This is a genomic window from Snodgrassella sp. ESL0324, assembly GCF_013344955.1.
Taxonomy (GTDB): Bacteria; Pseudomonadota; Gammaproteobacteria; order Burkholderiales; family Neisseriaceae; genus Snodgrassella; species Snodgrassella alvi.
In genome coordinates this window covers 444,880-466,876 of sequence record NZ_JAAEDS010000014.1, presented here as the reverse complement: position 1 = coordinate 466,876, position 21,997 = coordinate 444,880, and the positions used below count along the sequence as shown (strand labels likewise).

General features: G+C 37.7%; 18 protein-coding genes and 2 tRNA genes. 7 read left to right on the top strand and 13 right to left on the bottom strand.

Annotated elements, in window-relative coordinates; genetic code table 11:
* The first annotated feature begins 353 nt into the window (after positions 1–353).
* Both GYY70_RS09170 and GYY70_RS09165 read left to right on the top strand, forming a co-directional pair.
* Positions 354–1,451, top strand: a complete 1,098-nt coding sequence (locus GYY70_RS09170) for a porin (RefSeq protein ID WP_174832132.1) — start codon at positions 354–356, stop codon at positions 1,449–1,451.
* An 878-nt stretch (positions 1,452–2,329) separates the two neighbouring features.
* Positions 2,330–3,478 (top strand): porin, encoded by a 1,149-nt coding sequence (locus GYY70_RS09165; RefSeq protein WP_174832131.1) that lies wholly within the window; start codon positions 2,330–2,332, stop codon positions 3,476–3,478.
* 179 nt (positions 3,479–3,657) lie between these two features.
* Here the strand turns inward: GYY70_RS09165 and GYY70_RS09160 are convergent, their stop codons facing one another.
* Together GYY70_RS09160 and pyrE are read right to left on the bottom strand one after the other, a co-directional pair.
* Positions 3,658–4,221: a DedA family protein gene (locus GYY70_RS09160; RefSeq protein WP_084586671.1), complete on the bottom strand. Its 564-nt coding sequence runs from the start codon at positions 4,219–4,221 to the stop codon at positions 3,658–3,660.
* A gap of 90 nt (positions 4,222–4,311) precedes the next feature.
* Positions 4,312–4,950: an orotate phosphoribosyltransferase gene (pyrE, locus tag GYY70_RS09155; protein WP_174832130.1), complete on the bottom strand. Its 639-nt coding sequence runs from the start codon at positions 4,948–4,950 to the stop codon at positions 4,312–4,314.
* A gap of 77 nt (positions 4,951–5,027) precedes the next feature.
* Between pyrE and GYY70_RS09150 the strand changes: the two genes are divergently transcribed.
* Positions 5,028–5,813: an exodeoxyribonuclease III gene (locus tag GYY70_RS09150; protein ID WP_174832129.1), complete on the top strand. Its 786-nt coding sequence runs from the start codon at positions 5,028–5,030 to the stop codon at positions 5,811–5,813.
* 226 nt (positions 5,814–6,039) lie between these two features.
* On the opposite strand, the gene GYY70_RS09145 is transcribed toward GYY70_RS09150, so the two are convergent.
* The 6 genes from GYY70_RS09145 to atoD form a co-directional block, all read right to left on the bottom strand.
* Positions 6,040–7,434: a sigma 54-interacting transcriptional regulator gene (locus GYY70_RS09145; protein WP_174832128.1), complete on the bottom strand. Its 1,395-nt coding sequence runs from the start codon at positions 7,432–7,434 to the stop codon at positions 6,040–6,042.
* A 20-nt stretch (positions 7,435–7,454) separates the two neighbouring features.
* Positions 7,455–9,275, bottom strand: coding sequence for a two-component system sensor histidine kinase AtoS (atoS, locus tag GYY70_RS09140; protein WP_174832127.1), 1,821 nt, complete (start codon positions 9,273–9,275; stop codon positions 7,455–7,457).
* A 212-nt stretch (positions 9,276–9,487) separates the two neighbouring features.
* Positions 9,488–10,669, bottom strand: coding sequence for an acetyl-CoA C-acetyltransferase (locus GYY70_RS09135; RefSeq protein ID WP_174830599.1), 1,182 nt, complete (start codon positions 10,667–10,669; stop codon positions 9,488–9,490).
* A 20-nt stretch (positions 10,670–10,689) separates the two neighbouring features.
* Positions 10,690–12,036: a TIGR00366 family protein gene (locus tag GYY70_RS09130; RefSeq protein ID WP_084565342.1), complete on the bottom strand. Its 1,347-nt coding sequence runs from the start codon at positions 12,034–12,036 to the stop codon at positions 10,690–10,692.
* Between the two features lie 5 nt (positions 12,037–12,041).
* Positions 12,042–12,698 carry a 3-oxoacid CoA-transferase subunit B gene (locus GYY70_RS09125; RefSeq protein ID WP_025331311.1) on the bottom strand — a complete coding sequence of 219 codons (657 nt, stop codon included), beginning with the start codon at positions 12,696–12,698 and terminating at the stop codon, positions 12,042–12,044.
* A 12-nt stretch (positions 12,699–12,710) separates the two neighbouring features.
* Positions 12,711–13,367 (bottom strand): acetate CoA-transferase subunit alpha, encoded by a 657-nt coding sequence (gene atoD / locus GYY70_RS09120; RefSeq protein WP_084548394.1) that lies wholly within the window; start codon positions 13,365–13,367, stop codon positions 12,711–12,713.
* A gap of 675 nt (positions 13,368–14,042) precedes the next feature.
* Here atoD and GYY70_RS09115 point away from each other — a divergent pair.
* Both GYY70_RS09115 and GYY70_RS09110 read left to right on the top strand, forming a co-directional pair.
* Positions 14,043–14,118 (top strand) — tRNA-Asn (locus tag GYY70_RS09115).
* 2 nt (positions 14,119–14,120) lie between these two features.
* Positions 14,121–14,196: transfer RNA gene (locus GYY70_RS09110), tRNA-Lys, on the top strand.
* Between the two features lie 198 nt (positions 14,197–14,394).
* On the opposite strand, the gene GYY70_RS09105 is transcribed toward GYY70_RS09110, so the two are convergent.
* The 3 genes from GYY70_RS09105 to GYY70_RS09095 form a co-directional block, all read right to left on the bottom strand.
* Entirely contained in the window at positions 14,395–14,814 is a 420-nt protein-coding gene (locus GYY70_RS09105) for a very short patch repair endonuclease (protein ID WP_174830598.1), read from the bottom strand.
* A gap of 185 nt (positions 14,815–14,999) precedes the next feature.
* Entirely contained in the window at positions 15,000–15,920 is a 921-nt protein-coding gene (locus tag GYY70_RS09100; protein WP_174832126.1) for a DNA cytosine methyltransferase, read from the bottom strand.
* A 16-nt stretch (positions 15,921–15,936) separates the two neighbouring features.
* Positions 15,937–16,824, bottom strand: coding sequence for a type II restriction endonuclease (locus tag GYY70_RS09095; protein ID WP_174832125.1), 888 nt, complete (start codon positions 16,822–16,824; stop codon positions 15,937–15,939).
* Between the two features lie 627 nt (positions 16,825–17,451).
* On the opposite strand from GYY70_RS09095, the gene GYY70_RS09090 reads away from it, so the two are divergent.
* Together GYY70_RS09090 and GYY70_RS09085 are read left to right on the top strand one after the other, a co-directional pair.
* Positions 17,452–17,859: a DUF4878 domain-containing protein gene (locus GYY70_RS09090; protein WP_174832124.1), complete on the top strand. Its 408-nt coding sequence runs from the start codon at positions 17,452–17,454 to the stop codon at positions 17,857–17,859.
* 32 nt (positions 17,860–17,891) lie between these two features.
* Positions 17,892–18,515, top strand: coding sequence for a YiiX/YebB-like N1pC/P60 family cysteine hydrolase (locus tag GYY70_RS09085; RefSeq protein ID WP_174832123.1), 624 nt, complete (start codon positions 17,892–17,894; stop codon positions 18,513–18,515).
* Positions 18,516–18,841: 326 nt separating this feature from the next.
* Here GYY70_RS09085 and GYY70_RS09080 read toward each other — a convergent pair whose 3' ends face one another.
* Positions 18,842–19,387 carry a cysteine hydrolase family protein gene (locus tag GYY70_RS09080; RefSeq protein ID WP_174832122.1) on the bottom strand — a complete coding sequence of 182 codons (546 nt, stop codon included), beginning with the start codon at positions 19,385–19,387 and terminating at the stop codon, positions 18,842–18,844.
* A gap of 1,079 nt (positions 19,388–20,466) precedes the next feature.
* Positions 20,467–21,975: an RNA-directed DNA polymerase gene (locus tag GYY70_RS09075; protein WP_174832121.1), complete on the bottom strand. Its 1,509-nt coding sequence runs from the start codon at positions 21,973–21,975 to the stop codon at positions 20,467–20,469.
* Between the last annotated feature and the right edge of the window lie 22 nt (positions 21,976–21,997).

The following is a 21,997-nucleotide window of genomic DNA, read 5'->3' as shown; positions in this document are numbered from 1 at the left end:
GCACAGGTGACAATGAGTTACCTCTGATACAATAGCTGCTCGGACTGATTATTTAATTCAGTTATTGTGTTGAAAAAGTACAACACTTTTTAAAACTGAAAATATTTTATTTTAATGGATTATTTTTTATATAATTCATTGAATTTAATTGAAAATATTGTTATTTACCTATTATTTGCCGCAGCAGGATTGGTCAAAAGTGTTGTGTGTTTGCAAATGAATTTGTTTTTTTGCAACTAAAGCATTATATTGACAGCCATGAAATCGCTAATGCGGCGATTAATGCAAAACTTTAAAAGCTCTTCATTAGGTTTTTGAAGTTTGTTTTTTCGACATAGAAAAGGAATACAGCAATGAAAAAAACCCTGATTGCTTTGGCTTTGACCACTTTGCCGGTTGCCGCTATGGCTGAGGTTGTTTTGTATGGCCAAATGAAAGCAGGCTATGAAGTTTCTTCTACTAAAACCAGTGGCGAAACCCGCGGTCCGTACCAGAATGGTATTGGTGACTACGGTTCACGTATCGGTTTCAAAGGTTCTGAAGACCTGGGTAACGGTCTGAAAGCTATCTGGCAGGTTGAATCCCGCATTCATTTGGGTAATAGCAATGGCGGATCTGATGGCTGGGCTAACCGTGACTCTTTCTTAGGTCTGGAAACTAAATACGGTACTATTCGCGCCGGTCGTATCAGCAATCAGATGAATGCTAATATGGATATTGTTGATGCTTGGGAATACAACAATCAAGCATTGGGTCTGGGTAAATTCACCCGTACTGATGCCCGTTATGTAGGTATCGCTTACGATTCTCCGGAATGGGCTGGCTTCAATTTTAATTTATTGTACTCTCCGCGTGATAATGTAAACGGTGGTGATCGTCCTGCTGAGTACGCAGCCGGTATCGGTACTGGTGAGAAATACAGCCTTGGTTTGAACTACCAAAACTCTGGCTGGTTTGCTAAATACGGTTTTGACTACCTGAAAAATTCTGCTGTTAAAACTGATGATGACGGCACAACAGATCTGAAAGATGGTCAGGTACACCGTGTTGAAGGTGGTTATGATGCCAATAATTGGTTTGTAGGTGTTGGATATCAGTACACTAAAAACACTACTTCATACTACAGAGGTTTAGGTGAAGCAAGTGTTGGTAGCATTGGTGACCACAATTTAACTGAAGACAACCAGGGACAGGAAGCAGCTCTGACTGTTGGTTATCACTTTGGTAACATTTTCCCGAAAATTTCCTATGCTCATGGCTGGGATGTGAAAATTAACGGTGACAAAGAGAAAAACACCAAATACGATCAGATTGTGTTAGGTGCTGATTATGACTTCTCTAAACGTACCACTGCTAACGTACAGGCAGGCTGGTTGCGTGAAGGTAACGGCGAAGGCTTTGGTAAAGACAAAACTACCGCTGTCGGCGTTGGTCTGAAACACACATTCTAATTAGTGTTTAATTCTTACTGATTAGTATTTGAGTCTGATCCCTGATTGAAGAATAGTTTAGTTTGTTCTTCAGTCAGGGATTAATTTTTTAACAATATAAATAAAATGCTATCCCAAATTATTTAACAGCAGGTTCTTCTGCATTTCATTCTCGGTATTCCTTTCAGAATTTCAATACGAATACATCAAAACCTAATGATTAATGTTATATCCGAATAAATCATTTTTAGATAAATATGTATGGAAATACTCTGATAAATTATTGATACAGAAACAACTAAATAGAAATTATTATTTTTATAAAAAATATAGATATTGATATTACTGAATTATTATATTGTGATGAGTATATGCTGATATAAATTATTATTTAAATTCAAGAATTATTTGTAATTAAGTTCAGAAATCAATGAGAATTCAAAAAATAAACCATATAAGAATATTGATATTTATCTTAACAGTACTGGTTTAACTGAATACAAGTAAAAAATGGTTTATCAGTATTGTGGTTCCGGTCAAGGATATTTATAAATTAATTCTCCGGTTGTTGTAAATGACTTTTCTATACAATTCTTTTCTGAAAAATAAAAAATGTATTTTTAATATTTAGTAAAGTGAATTGGTGTTTTTTTTAGTCAATATTATTTTAGTATCTAAAAATATAATCAGCATTTAAATACATTTCTAATATTTATTTTACCTATTCTTTAATGTGGAAAATTACCTGAATCAATAATTAGAATCAGTGGTTTGCTTTTTTATTACCCGACCAGTATATTCCGCACACTCGTCGTAATGGCGATTGATGTAAAACTTCAAAAGCTCTTCATTTGGTTTTTGAAGTTTGTATTTTTGACGTTGAGACTAGGAATACAGTAATGAAAAAAAACCTGATTGCTTTGGCTTTGACCACTTTGCCGGTTGTTGCTATGGCAGATGTTGTTTTATACGGCCAAATGAAAGCAGGCTATGAAGTATCTTCTACTAAAACCAGTGGTGACAGCCGTGGTCCGTACCAGAATGGTATAGCTGATTATGGTTCACGCATCGGTTTCAAGGGTTCTGAAGATTTAGGCAATGGTCTGAAAGCTATCTGGCAGGTTGAGTCTGCTATCCATCTGGGTAACAGTAATGGTAAAGCTGATGGCTGGGCTAATCGTGATTCTTTCATTGGTTTTCAGTCTGAATTCGGTACTGTTCGTGCCGGCCGCATTAGTAATCAGATGAAGGCCAATATGGATACAGTAGATCCATGGGAATACAACAATGAAGTGCTGGGTTTAGGTAAATTTACCCGTACCGGTCAGCGTTATGTAGGTATTGCTTACGATTCTCCGGAATGGGCCGGTTTCAAATTTAATGCATTATATTCTCCGCGTGATAATGTAAATGGTGGGGATCGGAACAGTGAGTATGATTATGGTATGGGAGCAGGCGATAAATACAGTATCGGTCTGAATTATCGCAATGCCGGATATTTTGCAAAATATGGCTTCGATTATCTGAAAAATTCAGCAGCTATAATTACTGAATCCGGTAACACTAAATTAAAAGACGGTCAGGTACATCGCGTTGAAGGCGGCTATGATGCTAATAATCTGTTTGTAGGTGTAGGTTACCAATATACCAAAAATACCAGCTCTTATTTCAATGGTTTAAAAGGTGCTTCTATTCCTGTAGGCGTAAATGAGCAGGGTAATTTAATCACCATGAATGTTGGTGATCATAATGTAACCTGGGGTAATCAGGGACAGGAAGCGGCTCTGACTGTTGGTTACCACTTTGGTAATATTTTTCCGAAATTCACTTATGCCCATGGCTGGGACATTAAGCTGGATGGCGATAAAATGAAAAATACCAAATACGATCAGATCGTGTTAGGTGCTGATTATGATTTCTCTAAACATACTACTGCTAATGTACAGGCTGGCTGGTTGCGTGAGGGTAACGGCTACAATGAACTGAATGAAAGCAGAGGTAAAAATAAAACTACTGCATTTGGTGTTGGTCTGAAACATACTTTCTAATCAGGCTTTGTTAGCTGATTTTTATAATAAACCCCGCAGCAGCGGGGTTTATTTTTTATATCCGGTAAATCCAACCAGTTAATTATTGAAATAAAATACATCTGTATTTTGTATCTGCAATCAGATTTGCATAATTATTTAATTACTGATTTTGCTTAAAAGCCGTTTTTGTTTCTGTTTTATTTATTACGATGCCGTTTGATATACCAGTATATCAGCAAAGCAAATACAGCTACTATCAGAATAACAGCAAAGAGCAGTTTCGTGTATTGCTGAAACTCTGCAAACAGCCATTGCGCTGATTGTCCGAACAGATAACCAAAACTAACGATAATGGTTGCCCAGAGTAAAGCGCCCAATGCATTAAATAACAGAAACCGATGGAATGTTACTTTACTCATACCGATGGCAATCGGGCCGGCAATACGCAAACCATACATGAAGCGTACTCCGATAATAATGACAGAGCTGTGTTTACACAGCAAACGATCAGTTTTGGCTACCATCGGATCCAGTTTAGGGAAATGCTGCAATAGGTGTTTACCATAATAACGGCCGAGCAAAAAACATATCTGGTCACCCAGCATCCCGCCGGCTGCCGCACACAGGATTGAAGGCACAAATAATAAATAGCCTTTGTGTACGAAAAAGCCGGCCAGGGTCAGTATGGTTTCACCTTCAAGAATGCTGCCGATAAATATAGCCAGATAGCCATAGTGATTCAGTAATTGCTCAACATTCATCTGTTTAATAGGGTTAGAAAGAAATCATTTGTTAAACATAATGTTGTTTGAACCGTTCTGGCAATCTGTTTTGCCAGAACCAGACAAAATTTACACGCCATATTGTTTGCGGTAATCTGCTACCGGCTGGCGATAATCAGCCAGTGTTGAGTCATTTTCTAATAACAGCAGTAAATCTTCCAATGTGGCAATGGCTGTTACCGGTATTTGATACTGTTGTTCGACTTCCTGAACGGCGGATTGATTTCCCTGACCTTTTTCCATGCGGTCAAGTGCAATGGCTACACCTGCGGTAACCGCGCCTTCACGCTGAATGATGGCAACCGATTCACGTACGGAAGTACCGGCTGAAATAACATCATCTATAATCAGTACACGACCTTTAAGCGGTGCACCAACCAGTACGCCACCTTCGCCATGGTCTTTTGCTTCTTTACGGTTATAGGCATATGGTACATTACGCCCTTCTTCCGCCAGCATCATGGCTGTTGCTGCGGCCAGAATAATGCCTTTATAGGCCGGTCCGAACAGCATATCAAATTCAATACCGCTGGCAAGAATCGAGCGTGCATAAAAACGTGCCAGTTGCAGAATACTATAGCCATCGTTAAACAGTCCGGCATTGAAAAAATAAGGTGATTGTCTGCCGGCTTTGGTTGTGAACTGGCCAAATTTTAAAACATGCTGTTGCAGAGCGAAGTGCAGAAAATTCTGACGGAAATCAGACATAATGATCCTTAATGGTAAAATGGCTAGATTAAAAATTTTAAGATGTAAATTTTATCATTAATCGAAAGGACATGCGGATGCGCATTATTTCAGCCAATGTAAACGGAATACGTTCAGCTACCAGTAAGGGTTTTATTGATTATCTGGCGCAGGCACAGGCTGATATTGTGTGTGTTCAGGAATTAAAAGCCCAGGAAGCGGATTTGACGGAGCAGATGAAGCATCCGCTGGGCATGTATGGTGCGTGGCATACCGCAGTGAAACGCGGCTATAGTGGTGTGGCAATTTACAGTAAACAGCAGCCTGATGATGTGCAAATCGGCTTAGGATGGGAAGATTTTGATCATGAAGGCCGCTATGTACGTGCTGATTTTGGCAAGCTCAGTGTTATTTCAGTATATCTGCCGTCTGGAAGCAGTTCGGAAGAGCGGCAGCAGGCTAAATTCTGTTTTCTGGATAAATTTTTACCGGTTCTGCGCGAATTGCAGGCCTTACAGCGCGATATCGTAATCTGTGGCGACTGGAATATAGCGCACCAGAATATTGATTTAAAAAACTGGCGCGGCAATCTGAAAAATTCCGGTTTTTTGCCGGAAGAGCGTGAATGGCTGAGTCAGATTATCAATGAGCTTGGCTGGGTGGATATCTGGCGTACGCTGTATCCTGAGATTCCCGGTTATACCTGGTGGAGCAATCGCGGGCAGGCTTATGCCAAAGATGTAGGCTGGCGTATTGATTATCAGATGGCTACGCCGGCACTGGCTGCCTGTGCACAAACTGCTACGATCTATAAAGAAGAAAAATTTTCTGATCATGCGCCTTTGATTGTTGATTATGACTATCAAATAAAGTGCTCGAAGTAATGCAATTGGTTTTCGGCAGTCATATAACAATCTGAACAGCGGGTAGGGCAGCATGCTTTATCCGCTTATGATAAATTCTATTTTCCATCGCTATCATTAATTGCATTCGCGTAAAGCATTCAGTAAACGCCTGTATATTGATTGTCTGATGGTAGGCTGATATTTGCCGTGGTAATAAATATGGGAATATCAGTAGCAAGTATTCATAGAACTGAGTTAATGTGATTTAATTAATAGTCTCTATAATCTCGTATTCCTGCATTTTATATAATAATGTTCTTTTGCTGACGCCTAGAGAGCGGGCAGTATTTTCCCGGTGACCGTTATTCAGCCTCAATTCATTAATGATTAATTCTTTTTCATAAATTTTGACTTTTTCTTTTAAGGTAGCACCAAGCTGTTCATCCTCACTAAAATCAGGATGAAAATCAGGTGTTTTTTTATGAGCAATAATTTGTGCAGGCAAATCTTGCGGATAGATAAATAGTCCGTTAGACATGACTACTGCATGTTCGATGGCATTAGACAATTCACGCACATTGCCCGGCCATGGGTATTGATTAAGTACTTCTACCGCACTAATCGAAAAATCCAGTAACTCCTTATTATTTTCATGGCAAAACTGATTGGCAAAATAGCGCGCCAACAGCATGACATCATTTTTCCGGTCGCGTAAGGGTGGTAAGCTTAATTCCATTACATTCAGTCTGTAGAATAAATCTTCGCGGAATTCACCAGTGCTGATCATATCCTGAAGGCTGCGATTGGTAGCGGCAATCAGCCTGAAATCAGTTTTAATTAATCTGCTGCCACCGATTGGTTCGAATTCTCTTTCCTGGATTACCCGCAGAAGCTTAACCTGAAGATTGGTTGACATTTCAGCTACTTCATCCAGAAAAAGTGTCCCCTGGTGTGCCCGCTCAAATAAACCAATCTGGCGTTGATAAGCACCGGTAAATGATCCTTTTTCATGTCCGAACAAAGTACTTTCCAGCAAAGTTTCCGGTAATGCACCGCAGTTTACTTTGATAAACGGGCCGGTTGAGCGGGTACTGTAATAATGAATGGTTTTGGCGACTAATTCTTTACCCGTACCGCTTTCACCAGTAATCAATACGGTGGTTTTGGTTTGTGAAATTTTGGCAATATTGCGGCACAGTTCCATCATATTCGGGCTGTTAGTCAGAATATGACCCTTATTATCCGAGCTGAATAATTCTATTTTTGGCGATAAATCCATTCCCTCTTTTTTAGCTTTGCTCAACTCCAGAGTACGTTTTATCAGTGCTTTCAGTTCATTCAGGTCAAAGGGTTTAACAATATAATCAATTGCACCGAGTTTTAATGCTTCTACCGCCGTATCCACACCGGCATAGGCAGTCATAAGGATGATGGATATATCCGTATAGTTCTGTTTAATTATTTTCAGTGCTTCCAGCCCGCTCATCTGAGGCAGGCGATTATCCATTAAAATTAAATCAACCGGCTGCTGTTCTAAGGTTTCAATAGCGTCTTCTGCATTATCAACAGCAATAACCTGATAATGTTCCTGTGATAAAAAAATAGATAACAGTTTGCGCAGATTTAATTCATCTTCGACAATTAAGATTTTTTCTGACATAAATTCCGGATTATTGTGTATCAGTTAACGGGAAGTGCTACTTCAACCGTAACACCATTGCTGTGTTCATTATTTTTAATGCTAATTTGCCCTTTATGTGAGGAAACTATTTTCTCTACCATGGCCAGACCCAGTCCGGTACCAGAAATTTTAGTGGTAAAAAATGGTGTAAAGATTTTATCCATTATTTCGCTTTTAATGCCTTCACCATCATCCTTTATCCGGATTAACTGATACTTTTGGTTAGCAGACATTAATGTAGAGATTTCAATTTTGCCCTGATCACTGACTGCCTGGATGGCATTGATTAATAAATTCAGTATTGCCTGTTTGATTAATTCTTTATCCAGATACAATGGCGGTAACTGGCTGGCTAATGAAAGAGTCAGGACGATGTTATTTGAGCGGTGAGATGAATTAACCAGTACCAGCACTTCATTAATCAGGTCGTTTAATTGTACCGAAACATAATAATTTTTTGAGGGTACTGAGAAATCAAGTAGCTGCTGAATTACCTGATTAATCGAATCTACTTCTTTCAGAATAATATCAAGATATTCATTTTGCTCCGCACGGGGTAAATCATTTTGCAGATATTGCACGAAACCGCGTACTGCAGCCAGCGGATTGCGGATTTCATGGGCAATGCCTGCCATCAGCTCGCCCAGTGCCACCAGACGTTCGGTTTGCTGGATTAACTTTTCTACTTCTTCCCGTTCGGTGATATCTTTAAAAATAACGACGGCACCAATAATATTGCCCTGATAATCTTTCAGATGGCTGGTGCTGGCTGAGATTCGGATAATTTGCCGGGCAACCGGGAAATCTACTTCCACACCGACATGATCGATACCATTATATAAAGTATCCAGTAAAGGACTTTGAAAATTTTTATCATCAACTATGGTTGAATATGGCCGACCAAGGACTTGTTCCAGCTGATAGCCGGTGATTTTTTCTGCAGCCGGATTCAACATGGTAATAAAGCCATTATTATCCACAGTAATAACCGCATCCAGTGTGTTTTCCAGAATCAGCTCGTTGATGGTTTTGGTTTTTCTGAGCTTTTCGGCCAGACTGTTAATTCCGCTGACAATTTCATTCAGCTCACCGCGTATAACCGGCAGACGCCTGTCCAGCGAGAAGGGGAGTTTTTCCAGCCCCTGTTTGATTATATTGATATCAGTATTCAGTTTTCTGGATAAAACAGAAGCAATACAAATACAGCTCAGCATACAGATCAGGCTGATAATAATGACATTTTTATCAAATACAAAGGCCTGTTTTTCAATGTCATCCAAAGTTTCATTAGCCCAGATATAGCCGATTATCTGATTATTGCGCACAATAGGAGTCATGGCATTCATGATATTGCCGCGGACTTGCTGTCCGGTTTCAATCATATGCCGGCCGCTGGTCATGACTTCACGCCCTTTATGCTCAGCCGGAATAGATTTACCAACATTCACACCATAGGCTGACTGTGGGGCATACAACACAATGGCATCTAATTGTTTATGATAATAACCGGCTGCAATATTCGGCATGTTTTTCAGCAGCGGTTCGATTTTAGGAGAGAGATACTGATTAAGCTGGGTTATTTGTTGTGTTCGGGGCAGGCTTTTATCCACCTGCTGGTAAGCATCACCTAAAAGCAAGTCCAGAGTTTTGGTAATGGCATAAAGTTTATGGCTTTTTTCCTGTCTGAGAAGTTCACGCCCTTCTTTATCAATTAGAACGGCACAGACAAAAATTGAAAAACAGGATAGGAAGGTCACCAGTAAAAAGATACGGGCACTGATTCGTTCCGGATATAGGCGCTGAAGAAAACTGGTGTTCATAAGTGCTCAAATATCCATAATTATCAATAAAATATTTTTAGTATCCGGCTGGTATACAGCCAAAATATTTATCTGAATTAATTTTAAATTATCAGATGAATTATGCAAATTAACAAGTCAGGCGATATCGGAGAAATTCATTACCACCTGACTGTTTAACCTAATCATATGTCTGTTAACCAGACATAACTATTAGTTTGACCGGATTGTCATTAACAGCGTTCCAGAATAACAGCCGTACCTTGTCCGCCGCCAATGCATAATGTTGCCAGACCCAGCTGTTTATCACGATGAAGCATAGAATAAAGCAGGGTAACCAGAATACGCGCACCGCTGGCACCAATAGGATGACCCAGGGCAATGGCACCACCATGAATATTGGTTTTGTCCATGTCAAAATTCAGCTCGCGTCCGACACCGAGGAATTGGGCAGCAAAAGCTTCATTTGCTTCGATTAAGTCGATATCAGACAGCTGCAGTGCTGCTTTTTGTAAAGCCAGCCGGGTGGCCGGTACCGGACCCATCCCCATTATGCTCGGATCAACGCCGCCAGAAGCGTAGCTGCGAATATATGCCAGTGGTTTTAAGCCTAATTCTTTTGCTCTGGTTTCTGACATCAGCACAAGAGCAGCGGCACCGTCATTAATACCGGAAGAATTACCCGCAGTCACTGTACCGTCTTTTTTAAACGCCGGTCTGAGTTTTGCCAGACCTTCCGCAGTGCTGTCTGCTTTGGGATATTCATCCTGTTTAAAGATAATATCGCCCTTGCGTGAGCTGATGGTAACCGGAACAATTTCTGCTTCAAAGTCACCATTGTTATTAGCTTCCGTAGCCAGCTTTTGAGAACGCAGTGCCAGTTCGTCCTGTTCCTCACGGCTGATAGAATACTGTTCAGCAATATTTTCTGCCGTAATTCCCATATGGTAATGATTGGTAGCACAGGTTAATCCGTCATTCACCATGGTATCGTACAGTTCGGTATTACCCATTTTCAGTCCCCAGCGGGCTTTACTGCCAAGCAGATAGGGTGCCTGAGACATATTTTCCATACCGCCGGCGACAACAATATCATTGTCACCGGTTAAAATACTTTGTGTGGCCAGTACGATTGATTTAAGTCCGCTGCCGCATACCTTATTTACAGTAAAAGCCGGTACGCTGCTGGGAATACCTGCATTCAGTGCAGCCTGCCGGGCAGGATTCTGTCCCAGTCCGGCCTGAAGCACATTACCCATAATCACTTCATTTACCGCACCGGCATCCAGTGCAGCACGTTTTAAAGCTTCGTCAATAACAACTTTCCCCAAATTAATGGCACTGACAGAGGCAAGTGAACCATTAAAACTGCCGATGGCGGTGCGTGCAGCACTGACGATTACGGTTTTTGTCATAATAAACTCCCTTTTTTTAACTAGAAAAAGTACAGACCAATCAGGAATATCGGCGTAGTGAATATCAGCGCTGTCATACAATATCCCATAATGTCACGCACCCCGAGACCGGCAATAGCCAGTGCAGGTAATGCCCAGAATGGTTGCAGCATATTCATCCATTGTTCGCCGTAGGCAATTGCCATCGTAGATTTACCTAAATCAGCACCCAGAGCCTGTGCGGCAGGAATTACGAACGGGCCTTGAATAACCCAGTGGCCGCCACCTGACGGTACGGCAAAATTAATAATGCCGGAGCTGAAGAACGTCCAGATAGGGAAGGTATCCTTGCTGGCAATATTGATGAAAAATTCAGTGATAAGACCACCCAGACCGGAATGTTCCATCATCAGCTGAATACCCGCGTAAAACGGAAACTGAATGATAATACCGGCTGTGCTTCTGGCTGCATTGGAGACAGCACGCATGTACGCCATAGGTGTACGGTGTAACAAAACACCGGCAGTCAGGAAGATCAGGTTAACGGTATTAATGGTGATATTAAAACCATTATGATAGAAGTAAATCAGCAGATAACTGATACCCAGAGCACCTACCAGCAAAGAAAGCAGCTTACTTTCTTCCATTTTTTCAGCTATGGTAGCTGTTTTCCGGTCAAGCTTACGCTGAAAATCGGGTTCCGGTGCCAGCAGCTCTGGATTAACCACATTCACCTTACCGTCAGTTCTGACCATAAACCGCACCAGAAGAGGTAAACAGATAATCAGCATAGAAGTAATAAAAATATTACTGGCTGAAAACATGGTCTGAGAAATCGGCACAATGCCCTGCGGATTAGTGTCACTAATCATAAAGTGTGCAACAGGATTCCCCGGAGTTGCCGCCATTAAAGGCATTGACCCGGACAAACCCCCACCCCATGTCATAAAAGCAATATAAGCACAGGCGATCAGTAAGCCATAATCCACATTCTTAACCTGTCTGGCCACTTCCTTTGCCAGCATGGCACCTACAACCAGACCAAACCCCCAGTTTAAAATACAGGCAATGCAGCCGACAAAAGTAACCAGCATGGCTGCTTGTGTAGGAGTTTTGGCCAGAGAGGCAATAGATACCAGAACAGATTTCACCGGAGGTGAGCTGGCTAAGGCATGGCCGGTAACCACAATCAGGGCCATCTGCATACCAAAGGCCAGCAAATTCCAGAAGCCGTCCCCCCACATTTTTATCAGACCTAAAGGCTGTGAATCAGTTAATCCCCAGGCCATGAAAAAAATGATGAAAGTAAGCAGTAAAGCAAATATCAGCGGGTCAGGCAGATATTTACTGACCAGATTAGTCGTATGTCTGGATAAACGTGAAATCATAAAACTTATGCCCCTGTAGCAATGGACATCGTTTTCAGATTATCCGCAACAATAAACTCTGCCGTGGTGTGCGCTTTTACGGTATCAACATCTACACCCTCAGCGGTTTCAATCAGATACATTTGACCGTTTATAAATTCAAATACAGCCAGCTCAGTAATGACCATGCTGACTTTACCTTTCGCAGTAAGTGGTAAAGTGCATTCCGGCAATATTTTCGGTTCACCGGTTTTAGTACAGTGTTCCATGGCAATAATTACCTTTTTCGCACCTGTAACCAGATCCATAGCACCGCCCATACCCGGCACCATTTTGCCCGGTACCATCCAGTTAGCCAGATTGGCATGCTGGTCAACTTCCAGTCCGCCAAGCACACAGGCATCGACATGGCCGCCGCGAATCAGCATAAAAGAAAATGCACTGTCAAACATCGCCGCACCGGGAACAATGCCGCAAGGCTGACCGCCTGCATTAACAATATTCGGTTCATCAACTGTTTTAGGCCCCAGCCCCAGAAAGCCATTTTCTGATTGCAGCGTAATATTGATACCTTCAGGCAAATAATTCACCACCTGAGTTGGTAAACCAATCCCCAGATTAACAACATCCCCATTACGTAATTCCTGAGCAACACGGCGAGCAATTAATTCTTTTTTATCCATTGTCTTTATTCCTTAATCGTTAGTGCTAACCATAAAATCAACTAAAGCTGCCGGTGTCATCACCGCATCAGGATGTATCTGACCGACTTCTACCAGTTCATCAGCCTGAGCAATCACCGTGTCAGCAGCGGTAGCAATCAGCGGATTAAAATTACGTGCAGCATACTGATAGACCAGATTACCGTTGTAATCAGCCTTATGCGCATGAATGATGGCTAAATCAGCACGGATTGGCAGCTCAAGTAAATACTCACGATTATTAACTGATAAAACTTTCTTGCCTTCTGCAACAATCGTACCGACTCCGGTAGGTGTTAAAACTCCGCCCAGTCCGGCACCGCCGCAGCGAATCCGTTCAGCCAGCGTACCCTGAGGTACCAGCTCAACTTCCATCTCACCGGCAATCATTCTTCTGCCTGTTTCACGATTGGTGCCAATATGGGAAGTAATCACTTTTCTGACCTGATTATTGTTAATCAGCGGTCCGACACCAGTGTCTACAAAAGCTGTATCATTTCCGATAAGTGTTATATCCTTAATACCCGATTCCAGAATTGCATTAACAATCTTTGACGGCGTACCACACCCCATAAAACCGCCAAACATAATCGTCATACCGTCATTAAGAAAATCCCGGATTTTATCGGTAGTGATTAATTTTGTTTGCATCAACGGCTCCTTGTTACACGTTAAAAATTCATCTATGCTTAAAAGCAAGCCACTTTGCTATTGCAATTTGTATACCAGATTGGAATAAGGAAAATAAAATAATAAAATATTGATTTATATATAGAAATTTTATATGACAAAAGATTTTTAAATAAACTTGGCGCAGAAAATTGCACTTGCGTGCAAAAAAAATTGCACGATTAAAGATTTATTATTTATTTGACATTAATGATAAGTAAGAAATTACATTGATTTTAGTTACACCAGCAGACAAGAAAATAAAGTATCAGAATAATCTGGGAAAATAATTAATATTATGATTTATTGGATAAATAATTCTATATTGATAAAAATACTTTCAGTTTATTTTTATCATAAATTCTTCAGGAAAATTCCGATAAAGTAATTTGTACAAGGAAAAAACTATACAGTATTTGCTTGACGTGAATAAACCATAATATATTTTATCAATTTTCAGGTCTGAACTAAGAAGCGCAGAACCTGAATACGTTCATTAGAGTATAAAAGCAAATAGAATTTAAGCTATACAACCATATCTGCAATTAAATATATAGAACTACCAATGATTTGTATTTATCAGGCAGTTTTTGAGGATTAAAATGGCTAAAAAGGCTTGACGAGTTTAATATCGACCCCTATAATGCGCTCTTCCTTTCCCTGATAGCTCAGTCGGTAGAGCGACGGACTGTTAATCCGCAGGTCCCAGGTTCGAGCCCTGGTCGGGGAGCCAAAGGGTCGTTAGCTCAGTCGGTAGAGCAGCGGACTTTTAATCCGTTGGTCGAGCGTTCGAATCGCTCACGACCCACCAATACATTTTCTGATTATCTGATGATTAATTTGGCGGTAAGCTGAAAAACTCAGCAATAAACAGCATCATATTTACCCTATTCACGTACAAAAAGATCATCAGCGATAATAAGATTAATACTTAATATTTAATATAATTATTAATCAGTATCTGTCGTATCAGCCGGAAATAAATGCAATATCACATTTCAGGCAAAATTTATACTGAAAAAATGTTATCAAGAAATGACTTTAGTTTCGGTTCAGCTTCATCTTCCCACTTTTTTATCTCACATTCCCAGAGAATCAGAACCCGCCATCCCTGATTCAGAAGATTTTCTATATTTTTTTTATCACGTTTGATATTAAGCTCAAATTTTTTAATCCAGAAATCCTGATGTGATTTAGGAGCGGATGAATACTTACAGCCGTGCCGGTGCCAGAAACATCCGTGTACGAATATCACAGCTTTCCGGGATCTGAATACAATATCAGGCTTACCAGGCAGATCTGAAGCATATAGTCTGTATCTGTAATTGTTCTTCCATAACCATTTACGTACCAGAATTTCCGGCTTGGTATTTTTGCTCCTGATCTTTGACATATTAAAGGAGCGCTTTTCCGGTGAATGAACATCCATATCTGAATAATATAAACAATAATACTGGAATTTGATTGTTGCCGGTTACAGTGGCAGTTTTATGATATTAACATTTAAATTTAAATGTTTATACAATGATTTCAAAATTTAAATACTTTATAAAAAATAATCTCCGGTGTTAAGGATAACAGATACGGCAATTATTGTAATTTTTAAAAGATTAATTACAGTTTGATTACTGAAATCATCTTCTGGGCAATAGCTTTTATAACCGGTACACATACACTGTTCCCGAACTGCCTGTATGCCTGCACATCAGAAACAGGAATTTTAAAATAATCAGGAAACCCCTGTAATCGTGCGGCTTCTCTGGGCGTAAGCTTTCTGGGATTCTGCCCGAGCTGCTCAATCAGAATTTCACTGCCGTCTTTATAATATCTGGCTGAAATAGTATTAGTATATTCAGAATTGCAATTGACTAACCCGTAACCGAAGCCTTTACCTTTATTTCTGTTTTCAGCTTTCCGTCTCTGATGGCCGGCCCATAATTTATCAGAAATAGTGTATTTAACATCAACTTTCTGTTCCAGTATATCACCCACCTTCGTGGGAATTTTTAACGGTTCAGGAAATGTAAAATCTGCTGAATGATCTAAAAAACCTACTATATAAATTCTTTCTCTGTTTTGCGGAATTCCAAAGTCTCTGGCTTTCAGAACATCATAAAAAACTTTATAACCGGCTTTTTTTAAATGATCTAAAATAGTCAGCAGAGTACGTCCCTGATCATGCCCCTTCAACTGCTTTACATTTTCCAGCAGAAATGCCTTAGGCTGTTTTTTTAATAAAATACGTTCAATATCAAAAAACAATGTACCCCTGGTGTCGGAAAATCCTTTTTTGAGACCGGCCTGGGAGAACGGCTGGCAGGGAAACCCCGCCAGTAGAATGTCATGATCGGGAATATTATCTTCATTTATCTGAGTAATATCTCCTGCAATATTTTCTTTGCCATAATTTTCGGCATAAGTTTTTACAGCATGGCTGTCTATTTCTGAGGTAAATACGCACTCAATATCATCTGAAGCCTGCTCAAACCCTAAGCGAATACCACCAATACCGGCAAATAAATCTATTACTTTCATGACATTAAATTTAATTTCATTTCCAATGATTCAATACTTCAGGAATATCTTTATTGAAATAAGTTTCAAAATCTATAACATTATATTCATTTTTCATTTTTTTTAAAACTTTAACGGAATTAAGAACCACCAGGGTAATGTTATGCATCCCAATTTGTCTAACTTTTTTTTCGGAAATATCTTCATCTACAGTAAGTAAATAAATCCCCGGTACATTTGATCTGCCAATTTCTTCAACAACCTCCTGCCACCGTTCTCTCAAAGTTGTTTTCATTGAACCGATAATTGTATGCCTTCTCGATTTTCCGAATGAATCAACCCCGGGAAGAACTGAATCAACCATTTTACCTAAATGGAGATCAGAGAAAGCTTTTCTGCCAACGCCTTTCTGCGACTCATACGGATAATTAAAATAATCATATAATAAATATATAATTCCTTCAAATACCTTTCCCGCCCTGGATCTTCTGGATTGTGTATTGCTTAAACATAACTGATAAATATACGGACTGATATAACCGGAATAGACACCGAATAATTGATTTAATTTATCATGAAACACTTCTTCTGTAATGCCGGACAAGGAGTATAATTCATCACTGATACTATGAAGCATTTCCCGCGGAGAATTAAAGATATTAGCAATTTCCTTTAAAATTTCTCCGTTAAATATGTTCTCCTGCTGCAGAAAATCGTCATAAGCCAGTTCCCTTAATTTAACAATGGTTTCGGAAATGCGACCTTCTTTAAGTAAGACATTAATTGTTTCTGCATGATTTTCTTTTATCTGGGCTATTGTGTCTTTAGGTGAAAGAAATAATCTGTTCCTTTTTTCCCGTATGATTTGATTGAATTTTTCTACCTCATTTTCAGGTAAACGAAGTAATGGTGTAATAGTTTTCATCGTTTTCATTTCTGTATCAGTTTAATAATAAATTACATAATTTAATAAAAACGATATTTTATTATTGACTAGTAAATTTTCAAATATGGTTTAGGGTGATTTTATTCAAATGTTATAAAAAAACTACACATATTTTTATTCAAAAATGTTATAACTTATGTATAAATATATTATTTTTAATTAATGGTATTCAGAAATAAGTGATATTTTATATCATATCAATATTACTGATTGCCGGTAATAATTTTAAATGTATGATAGTAAAATGTTTGATTTAATTTGTTAATTTTAAATGACTAGCCTTATTTATTCTTAATGGCACCGCACACAATCCCGGATAGCTCTCTGACAATCAGGTTATATTATCTTTTTTATTCACAGCAATGATGCACTTTTTCATCATTTTCCTAAATGGTTTTGATAAAAAATGGTTTGATAAATATATTTGTAGTAATGATTTTTTCTTTGTAGACATTTTCTGACTAAATCATTGGCAAAATTTATCGTATCAGAACAGATAAAAGAATTACAAAATTCAATATGTAAATATATTTGTTGATTAATTAAGAAAAACCAGTTTATATTTAATAAAATTATTATTTATTAACAAATTGACAGGAAAGTTATATGAAGAAAATTGTGAGTTTATTGATAGGGTTATTTATTTCCTTAGCAATTGCTGCATGCGGTGGTAATTCTTCACCAGAAGCTGCTGCAAAAGTATTTACTGAGGCTGTATATAGTGGTGACAGCCAAAAAGTAATTTCTATGATTTATCTTAGTGAAAAAGATAAAAAAGAAGCAGGAGTACAGGATATATTATCCGGAAAAATTAAAATGAGTGTTTCGCATGCCAAAGAAGTTGCTGATAAAAATGGCGGGTTGAAAAATATATCCATTGAGGATATCAAATATGAGGATGATAAAAAATCAGCACATGTTCAAATAAGTGTAACTTTCAAAAATACTGAACAAATAAAAAAGAAAAATTTATATTTAATTAAAACAGATGATGGCTGGAAGGTAAAAAGTTAACCGATGAAGACCTGCTTAAAGCAGGTTTTATTATGTATAGATATTTAATATATTTTTTAATGATTTGCCTGATTCTGCTGACCGGCGGTTCTGCTTCATTTATATTTGAAAGACATCCTCCTTCATATCCACGCTTGATCCGTGATTTACCCTTACTCGAAGTTGGAGACTGGGTTGTGCGTTCAGGTACTGCGAATGACAGTCGATGGATTCGTTATTTGGGAAAAAGTGAGTATTCACACATTGGGATGATTGTGCAATTGCAGCCTAAGGTTTTAGTTATCCATGCTACAACAGATGACGGAGAATCAGTTTCAAATCAGGTGATGATTTCCGAATTAGAACATTTTTTTAGTCCGGTATTGGCTCAGAAAGGTGCGGTTATAAGACCTTTATTTTTGAATAAGCAAGAAAAGCAACGGATTACTGCACAAGTTTTGAACCAGCGCGGAAAACCTTTTGTCTTAGATAACAAAAACGAATCTCATTTATATTGCACAACATTATTATTTGACTCAATTGCTAAATTTCATCCGTCATTTAAACCTGAATGGAATTATATATCAGTGCCGTTTTTTGAGGGTGAATATCTGTTTCCTCAGGCATTTGTTAATTATCCCGATACCAAAGTAATTTATCAGATTAAGAATAACTGAAATTCGGGTTGATATATTATTGTTTAATATAAAATATATTTCTATTATTTGGCATTTAAGATTTAAATCAGATTTTTCAACATGAATAGGTATGTTTAGTAATCTGTATAGCTATACAGATTACTGCTGTTATTCCTTTCGGAATATTCATTCAAAAATTTTGATTATGGTTTGACTATAGATTATATGCTTAAAATGGTAAATACATTTAAAAGACATAATAGTACTGTCGAAATTAAGACTTTGTGAATAAAGTTAGTTCTGATTTATTTTTATACATTTTGTGATTTCAGAACAGATTAATCAGAAGCAGGGGAGGTAAATGCTCAGATTATGGTAGCTCCTAAAGTATTTTGAAAGTGCTTTAATGCCCATGAATGTCCTACCGGGTCAAAGCTGGCCACAGCATGCTGATGAACGAGAATCTGATAATTGAGGTTATATGCATCAACCGCTGTATGTAATACGCAGATATCAGTACATACGCCGGTTAAATGTATTTCGGTAATATTTCTTTCACGCAGGCGTAAATCCAGGTCTGTTCCGCTGAATGCAGAGTAGTGACGTTTATTCATCCAGTAAATTTGCGGATTGGTTTGATTGGCTGTGTAGAGCTGTTTCAATGAACCGAAGAGATTCTGACCGTGGGTACCAATGATATTATGCGGCGGAAATAATTTATTTTCCGGATGGTACTTATCATCAGGCTCGTGCGCATCAATAGCAAATACGACAAAATCTTTCTGCTCAATAAACGTTCTGGTCAGATTTACCATTTCATTTTCTATGGCTTGGCCAGCCTGACCGGTTGTCAGTGCTCCGTCTGTGGCAATAAAGTCGTTGGTATAGTCGATTGAAATAAGTGCTTTCATATGTCATTCTTCAAATTGTTATTGTTGTCTGAGCTCTGTAAATTATAAATTATAAGTTAAACTAATTTCATTTTATTGTGTCTATTGGTGTTTATATAATTTTATTTTTAGTCAAGGTTGAATTCGTGAATTCGAACCTCGTTTCCGTACTGAATCTTCTCCTAAGAATTTCTAAAATTTATATAACTATTTGAAATAATAAAATTAATATTAAATTTATTGTCTATTGCAATCTATTTAACTCTACTTATTAAAGCAAGTACATTTAAGTCCACCGATAAGTCCACAGCTATATTCATTTTAGACAGCTGTTTTAACTGGGTATTTTATTTCCTATAATATATTTTTTAGGTCAGGTAGATACTCGATCATTACAAGGTAGTGTTTCTTAGTTCCTAGTTATTTTTGTCATGAAAATACTTTGAACAACGAATAAGAGGATAACACTTCCAACCGATTTATCAATCCGATGAGCCAAATCTACCCTTAATGTATATATCCTTAAGGACAGGGCTGGTCTTTACCTTAACATTAAGCAGAACATTACTAGGCAATGGCAATTTCGCTTTTACTGAGAAAGTATACAAAAATGGATCTCTTTCGAGGATTAACTCTGATATAAATTTATAGAAAGTACGTTCTTAACGGCAACAGTCTCTGTATTTAATCACATCGGGTGTTAACCCATGTACGGGCGAAAAACAAGATTAAAATTTTTGGAAAATTTTTTCAGATAAAATTAATTTTTGTTGAGTATGTACGAACATAGAAGGAGTTTAAGTTTAGAAAGTTAGAAAGGCCAAGTTAATTATCGATAAAGTACGCATATTCAAATAGAGCAGCGAGGAGGATTATCTATTGCGAAGAAGTATCGAATCTGGTCAAATAAGATTTTTCGTATGCCATCACTGAAGGATTTATTGACCGTAATCCCGCAGGGGATTTAGATATTGTAGCCTTACAATCATTAAAGACCAAGTAAAAAGATATCAACGAAGACAAGAATACTTATAGGAACTGATTACTATCGGCACTGGTTCCAACTAGTACAGATTAAATTTTGATGATAATTATTGCTATCAATTAGGATATGCAAATATATCAAATTCTGTAAAATTAATTCTATCATCTAAACTATCAAAAATATTTTGATTAAAAATTAATTCATTTTCCAATATTTTTAGAATTTTTTTATCATTCACCCATGAATGGTTCCATAGTTGTATCTGTTTATTTTTTAAAGCTATTTGGCATAGATGTTCAGAAAATTCTATATCAGGTAACTTATTTTTTAACATGCGTTGTAGCCATATTTGAGCAAATCCGGAATCAGACATACGTTCTAGCTTTTGATAAACTTTCATTGCAAGATTTTTTTGGTCTTCATCATTCAATATAACTAAGAATTGACTAATTATAGCGCAACAAACCGAAATACTTTTAGGATTTAGATAAGCAATATCTGCGACAATACTGATGATTTGTCTTGAGTATTGACTAAGATTTTTATCCTGTTCTTTTGTAATACGTTTTTGAAATTTGTTAAGTGCTGTTGTGAGACTACCAGAGTTTGGATACTCTAAAGAATGGTATTTAATTAATAGAATATGTTTTTGTAATGTAAGATTATTTATTTCTGGATTTGGTAATTGCAACCAGGCTAGTTTATCTTTTTTGATAGATGCCATGACAACATTATTATGATTTTTTGTTTTACTTGAATTAAGTTTTAAACCGAATGGTCTCAATATTTCAGATAGTAATTTTAAAATAATTTTTCCATCATTCGTAGAGTTTACAAAAATTCTATAATCATCCCGGTATCTGAGTATAAAATAATCATCAATATTATTTTCTTTTATTTTTTCTGTTAGTAGCTCATCAACATATCCTAGAACCATTTCGGCTATAAAATCCATTAAAACAGAGCCTTGTGGTATACCATTTGTTTGTTGGTACTGGGCCTCCTGAATACTAGAATCAATAAAATTGCCAAGCAAGTCTCTCCGACGATTTTTTTTTGCAATCTCTTTTGTTTCAATAGCCCATGCGATAGAATGTGTATAAATTGAACTATAACAATCTGCTATATCTGTTTCAAATATAAAATCATAATCAATGGATAACGCTATTGACTCCTGTTCTACAGCTTCCCACCATTGTGAGATTTGTTGAGCTTTGTCTCTTTGTTTATTTTCTGCTTTGACAGGTATGCTTAAACAGCGAATTTTAGGGTTCTGTTGAAATTCTTTAAATCTTTCTTTTATTTTGTCCCAGTTTTGTGGTTCTGTAATTTTATCTACTAAAGCAACATATACTAAAGGATGGATGATCTGTAAAGGTCTCCATGAGAGCTTGCCATCTTTATTTGTATAAAGAGTATAATTTACATCATCTAGATTTTTTATTTTTTTTAAGTCAGATAATTCATTCAGTGTTCGATGATTTAATTCCTCAGCTAATTTTTGCAGCAACTCTGTAAATGAGAAATATATTGGTAAATCAATATTGCAATAGCTTTCATGTTTTAGAAAAAATTTTTTTGCTGAATCATTTTGTAAATCTAAAAGAGATTTTCTAGATGCCATTACTTAATTCTCATATTGCTTC

What these genes read in the sequence shown, in the direction of transcription:
- GYY70_RS09075 (WP_174832121.1), bottom strand. Translation starts at nt 21,975, where the DNA reads ATGGCATCTAGAAAATCTCTTTTAGATTTACAAAATGATTCAGCAAAA.
- atoS (WP_174832127.1), bottom strand. Translation starts at nt 9,275, where the DNA reads ATGAACACCAGTTTTCTTCAGCGCCTATATCCGGAACGAATCAGTGCC.
- atoD (WP_084548394.1), bottom strand. Translation starts at nt 13,367, where the DNA reads ATGCAAACAAAATTAATCACTACCGATAAAATCCGGGATTTTCTTAAT.
- pyrE (WP_174832130.1), bottom strand. Translation starts at nt 4,950, where the DNA reads ATGTCTGATTTCCGTCAGAATTTTCTGCACTTCGCTCTGCAACAGCAT.
- GYY70_RS09085 (WP_174832123.1), top strand. Translation starts at nt 17,892, where the DNA reads ATGTATAGATATTTAATATATTTTTTAATGATTTGCCTGATTCTGCTG.
- GYY70_RS09130 (WP_084565342.1), bottom strand. Translation starts at nt 12,036, where the DNA reads ATGATTTCACGTTTATCCAGACATACGACTAATCTGGTCAGTAAATAT.
- GYY70_RS09125 (WP_025331311.1), bottom strand. Translation starts at nt 12,698, where the DNA reads ATGGATAAAAAAGAATTAATTGCTCGCCGTGTTGCTCAGGAATTACGT.
- GYY70_RS09080 (WP_174832122.1), bottom strand. Translation starts at nt 19,387, where the DNA reads ATGAAAGCACTTATTTCAATCGACTATACCAACGACTTTATTGCCACA.
- GYY70_RS09170 (WP_174832132.1), top strand. Translation starts at nt 354, where the DNA reads ATGAAAAAAACCCTGATTGCTTTGGCTTTGACCACTTTGCCGGTTGCC.
- GYY70_RS09095 (WP_174832125.1), bottom strand. Translation starts at nt 16,824, where the DNA reads ATGAAAACTATTACACCATTACTTCGTTTACCTGAAAATGAGGTAGAA.
- GYY70_RS09160 (WP_084586671.1), bottom strand. Translation starts at nt 4,221, where the DNA reads ATGAATGTTGAGCAATTACTGAATCACTATGGCTATCTGGCTATATTT.
- GYY70_RS09090 (WP_174832124.1), top strand. Translation starts at nt 17,452, where the DNA reads ATGAAGAAAATTGTGAGTTTATTGATAGGGTTATTTATTTCCTTAGCA.
- GYY70_RS09105 (WP_174830598.1), bottom strand. Translation starts at nt 14,814, where the DNA reads ATGGATGTTCATTCACCGGAAAAGCGCTCCTTTAATATGTCAAAGATC.
- GYY70_RS09145 (WP_174832128.1), bottom strand. Translation starts at nt 7,434, where the DNA reads ATGTCAGAAAAAATCTTAATTGTCGAAGATGAATTAAATCTGCGCAAA.
- GYY70_RS09135 (WP_174830599.1), bottom strand. Translation starts at nt 10,669, where the DNA reads ATGACAAAAACCGTAATCGTCAGTGCTGCACGCACCGCCATCGGCAGT.
- GYY70_RS09100 (WP_174832126.1), bottom strand. Translation starts at nt 15,920, where the DNA reads ATGAAAGTAATAGATTTATTTGCCGGTATTGGTGGTATTCGCTTAGGG.
- GYY70_RS09150 (WP_174832129.1), top strand. Translation starts at nt 5,028, where the DNA reads ATGCGCATTATTTCAGCCAATGTAAACGGAATACGTTCAGCTACCAGT.
- GYY70_RS09165 (WP_174832131.1), top strand. Translation starts at nt 2,330, where the DNA reads ATGAAAAAAAACCTGATTGCTTTGGCTTTGACCACTTTGCCGGTTGTT.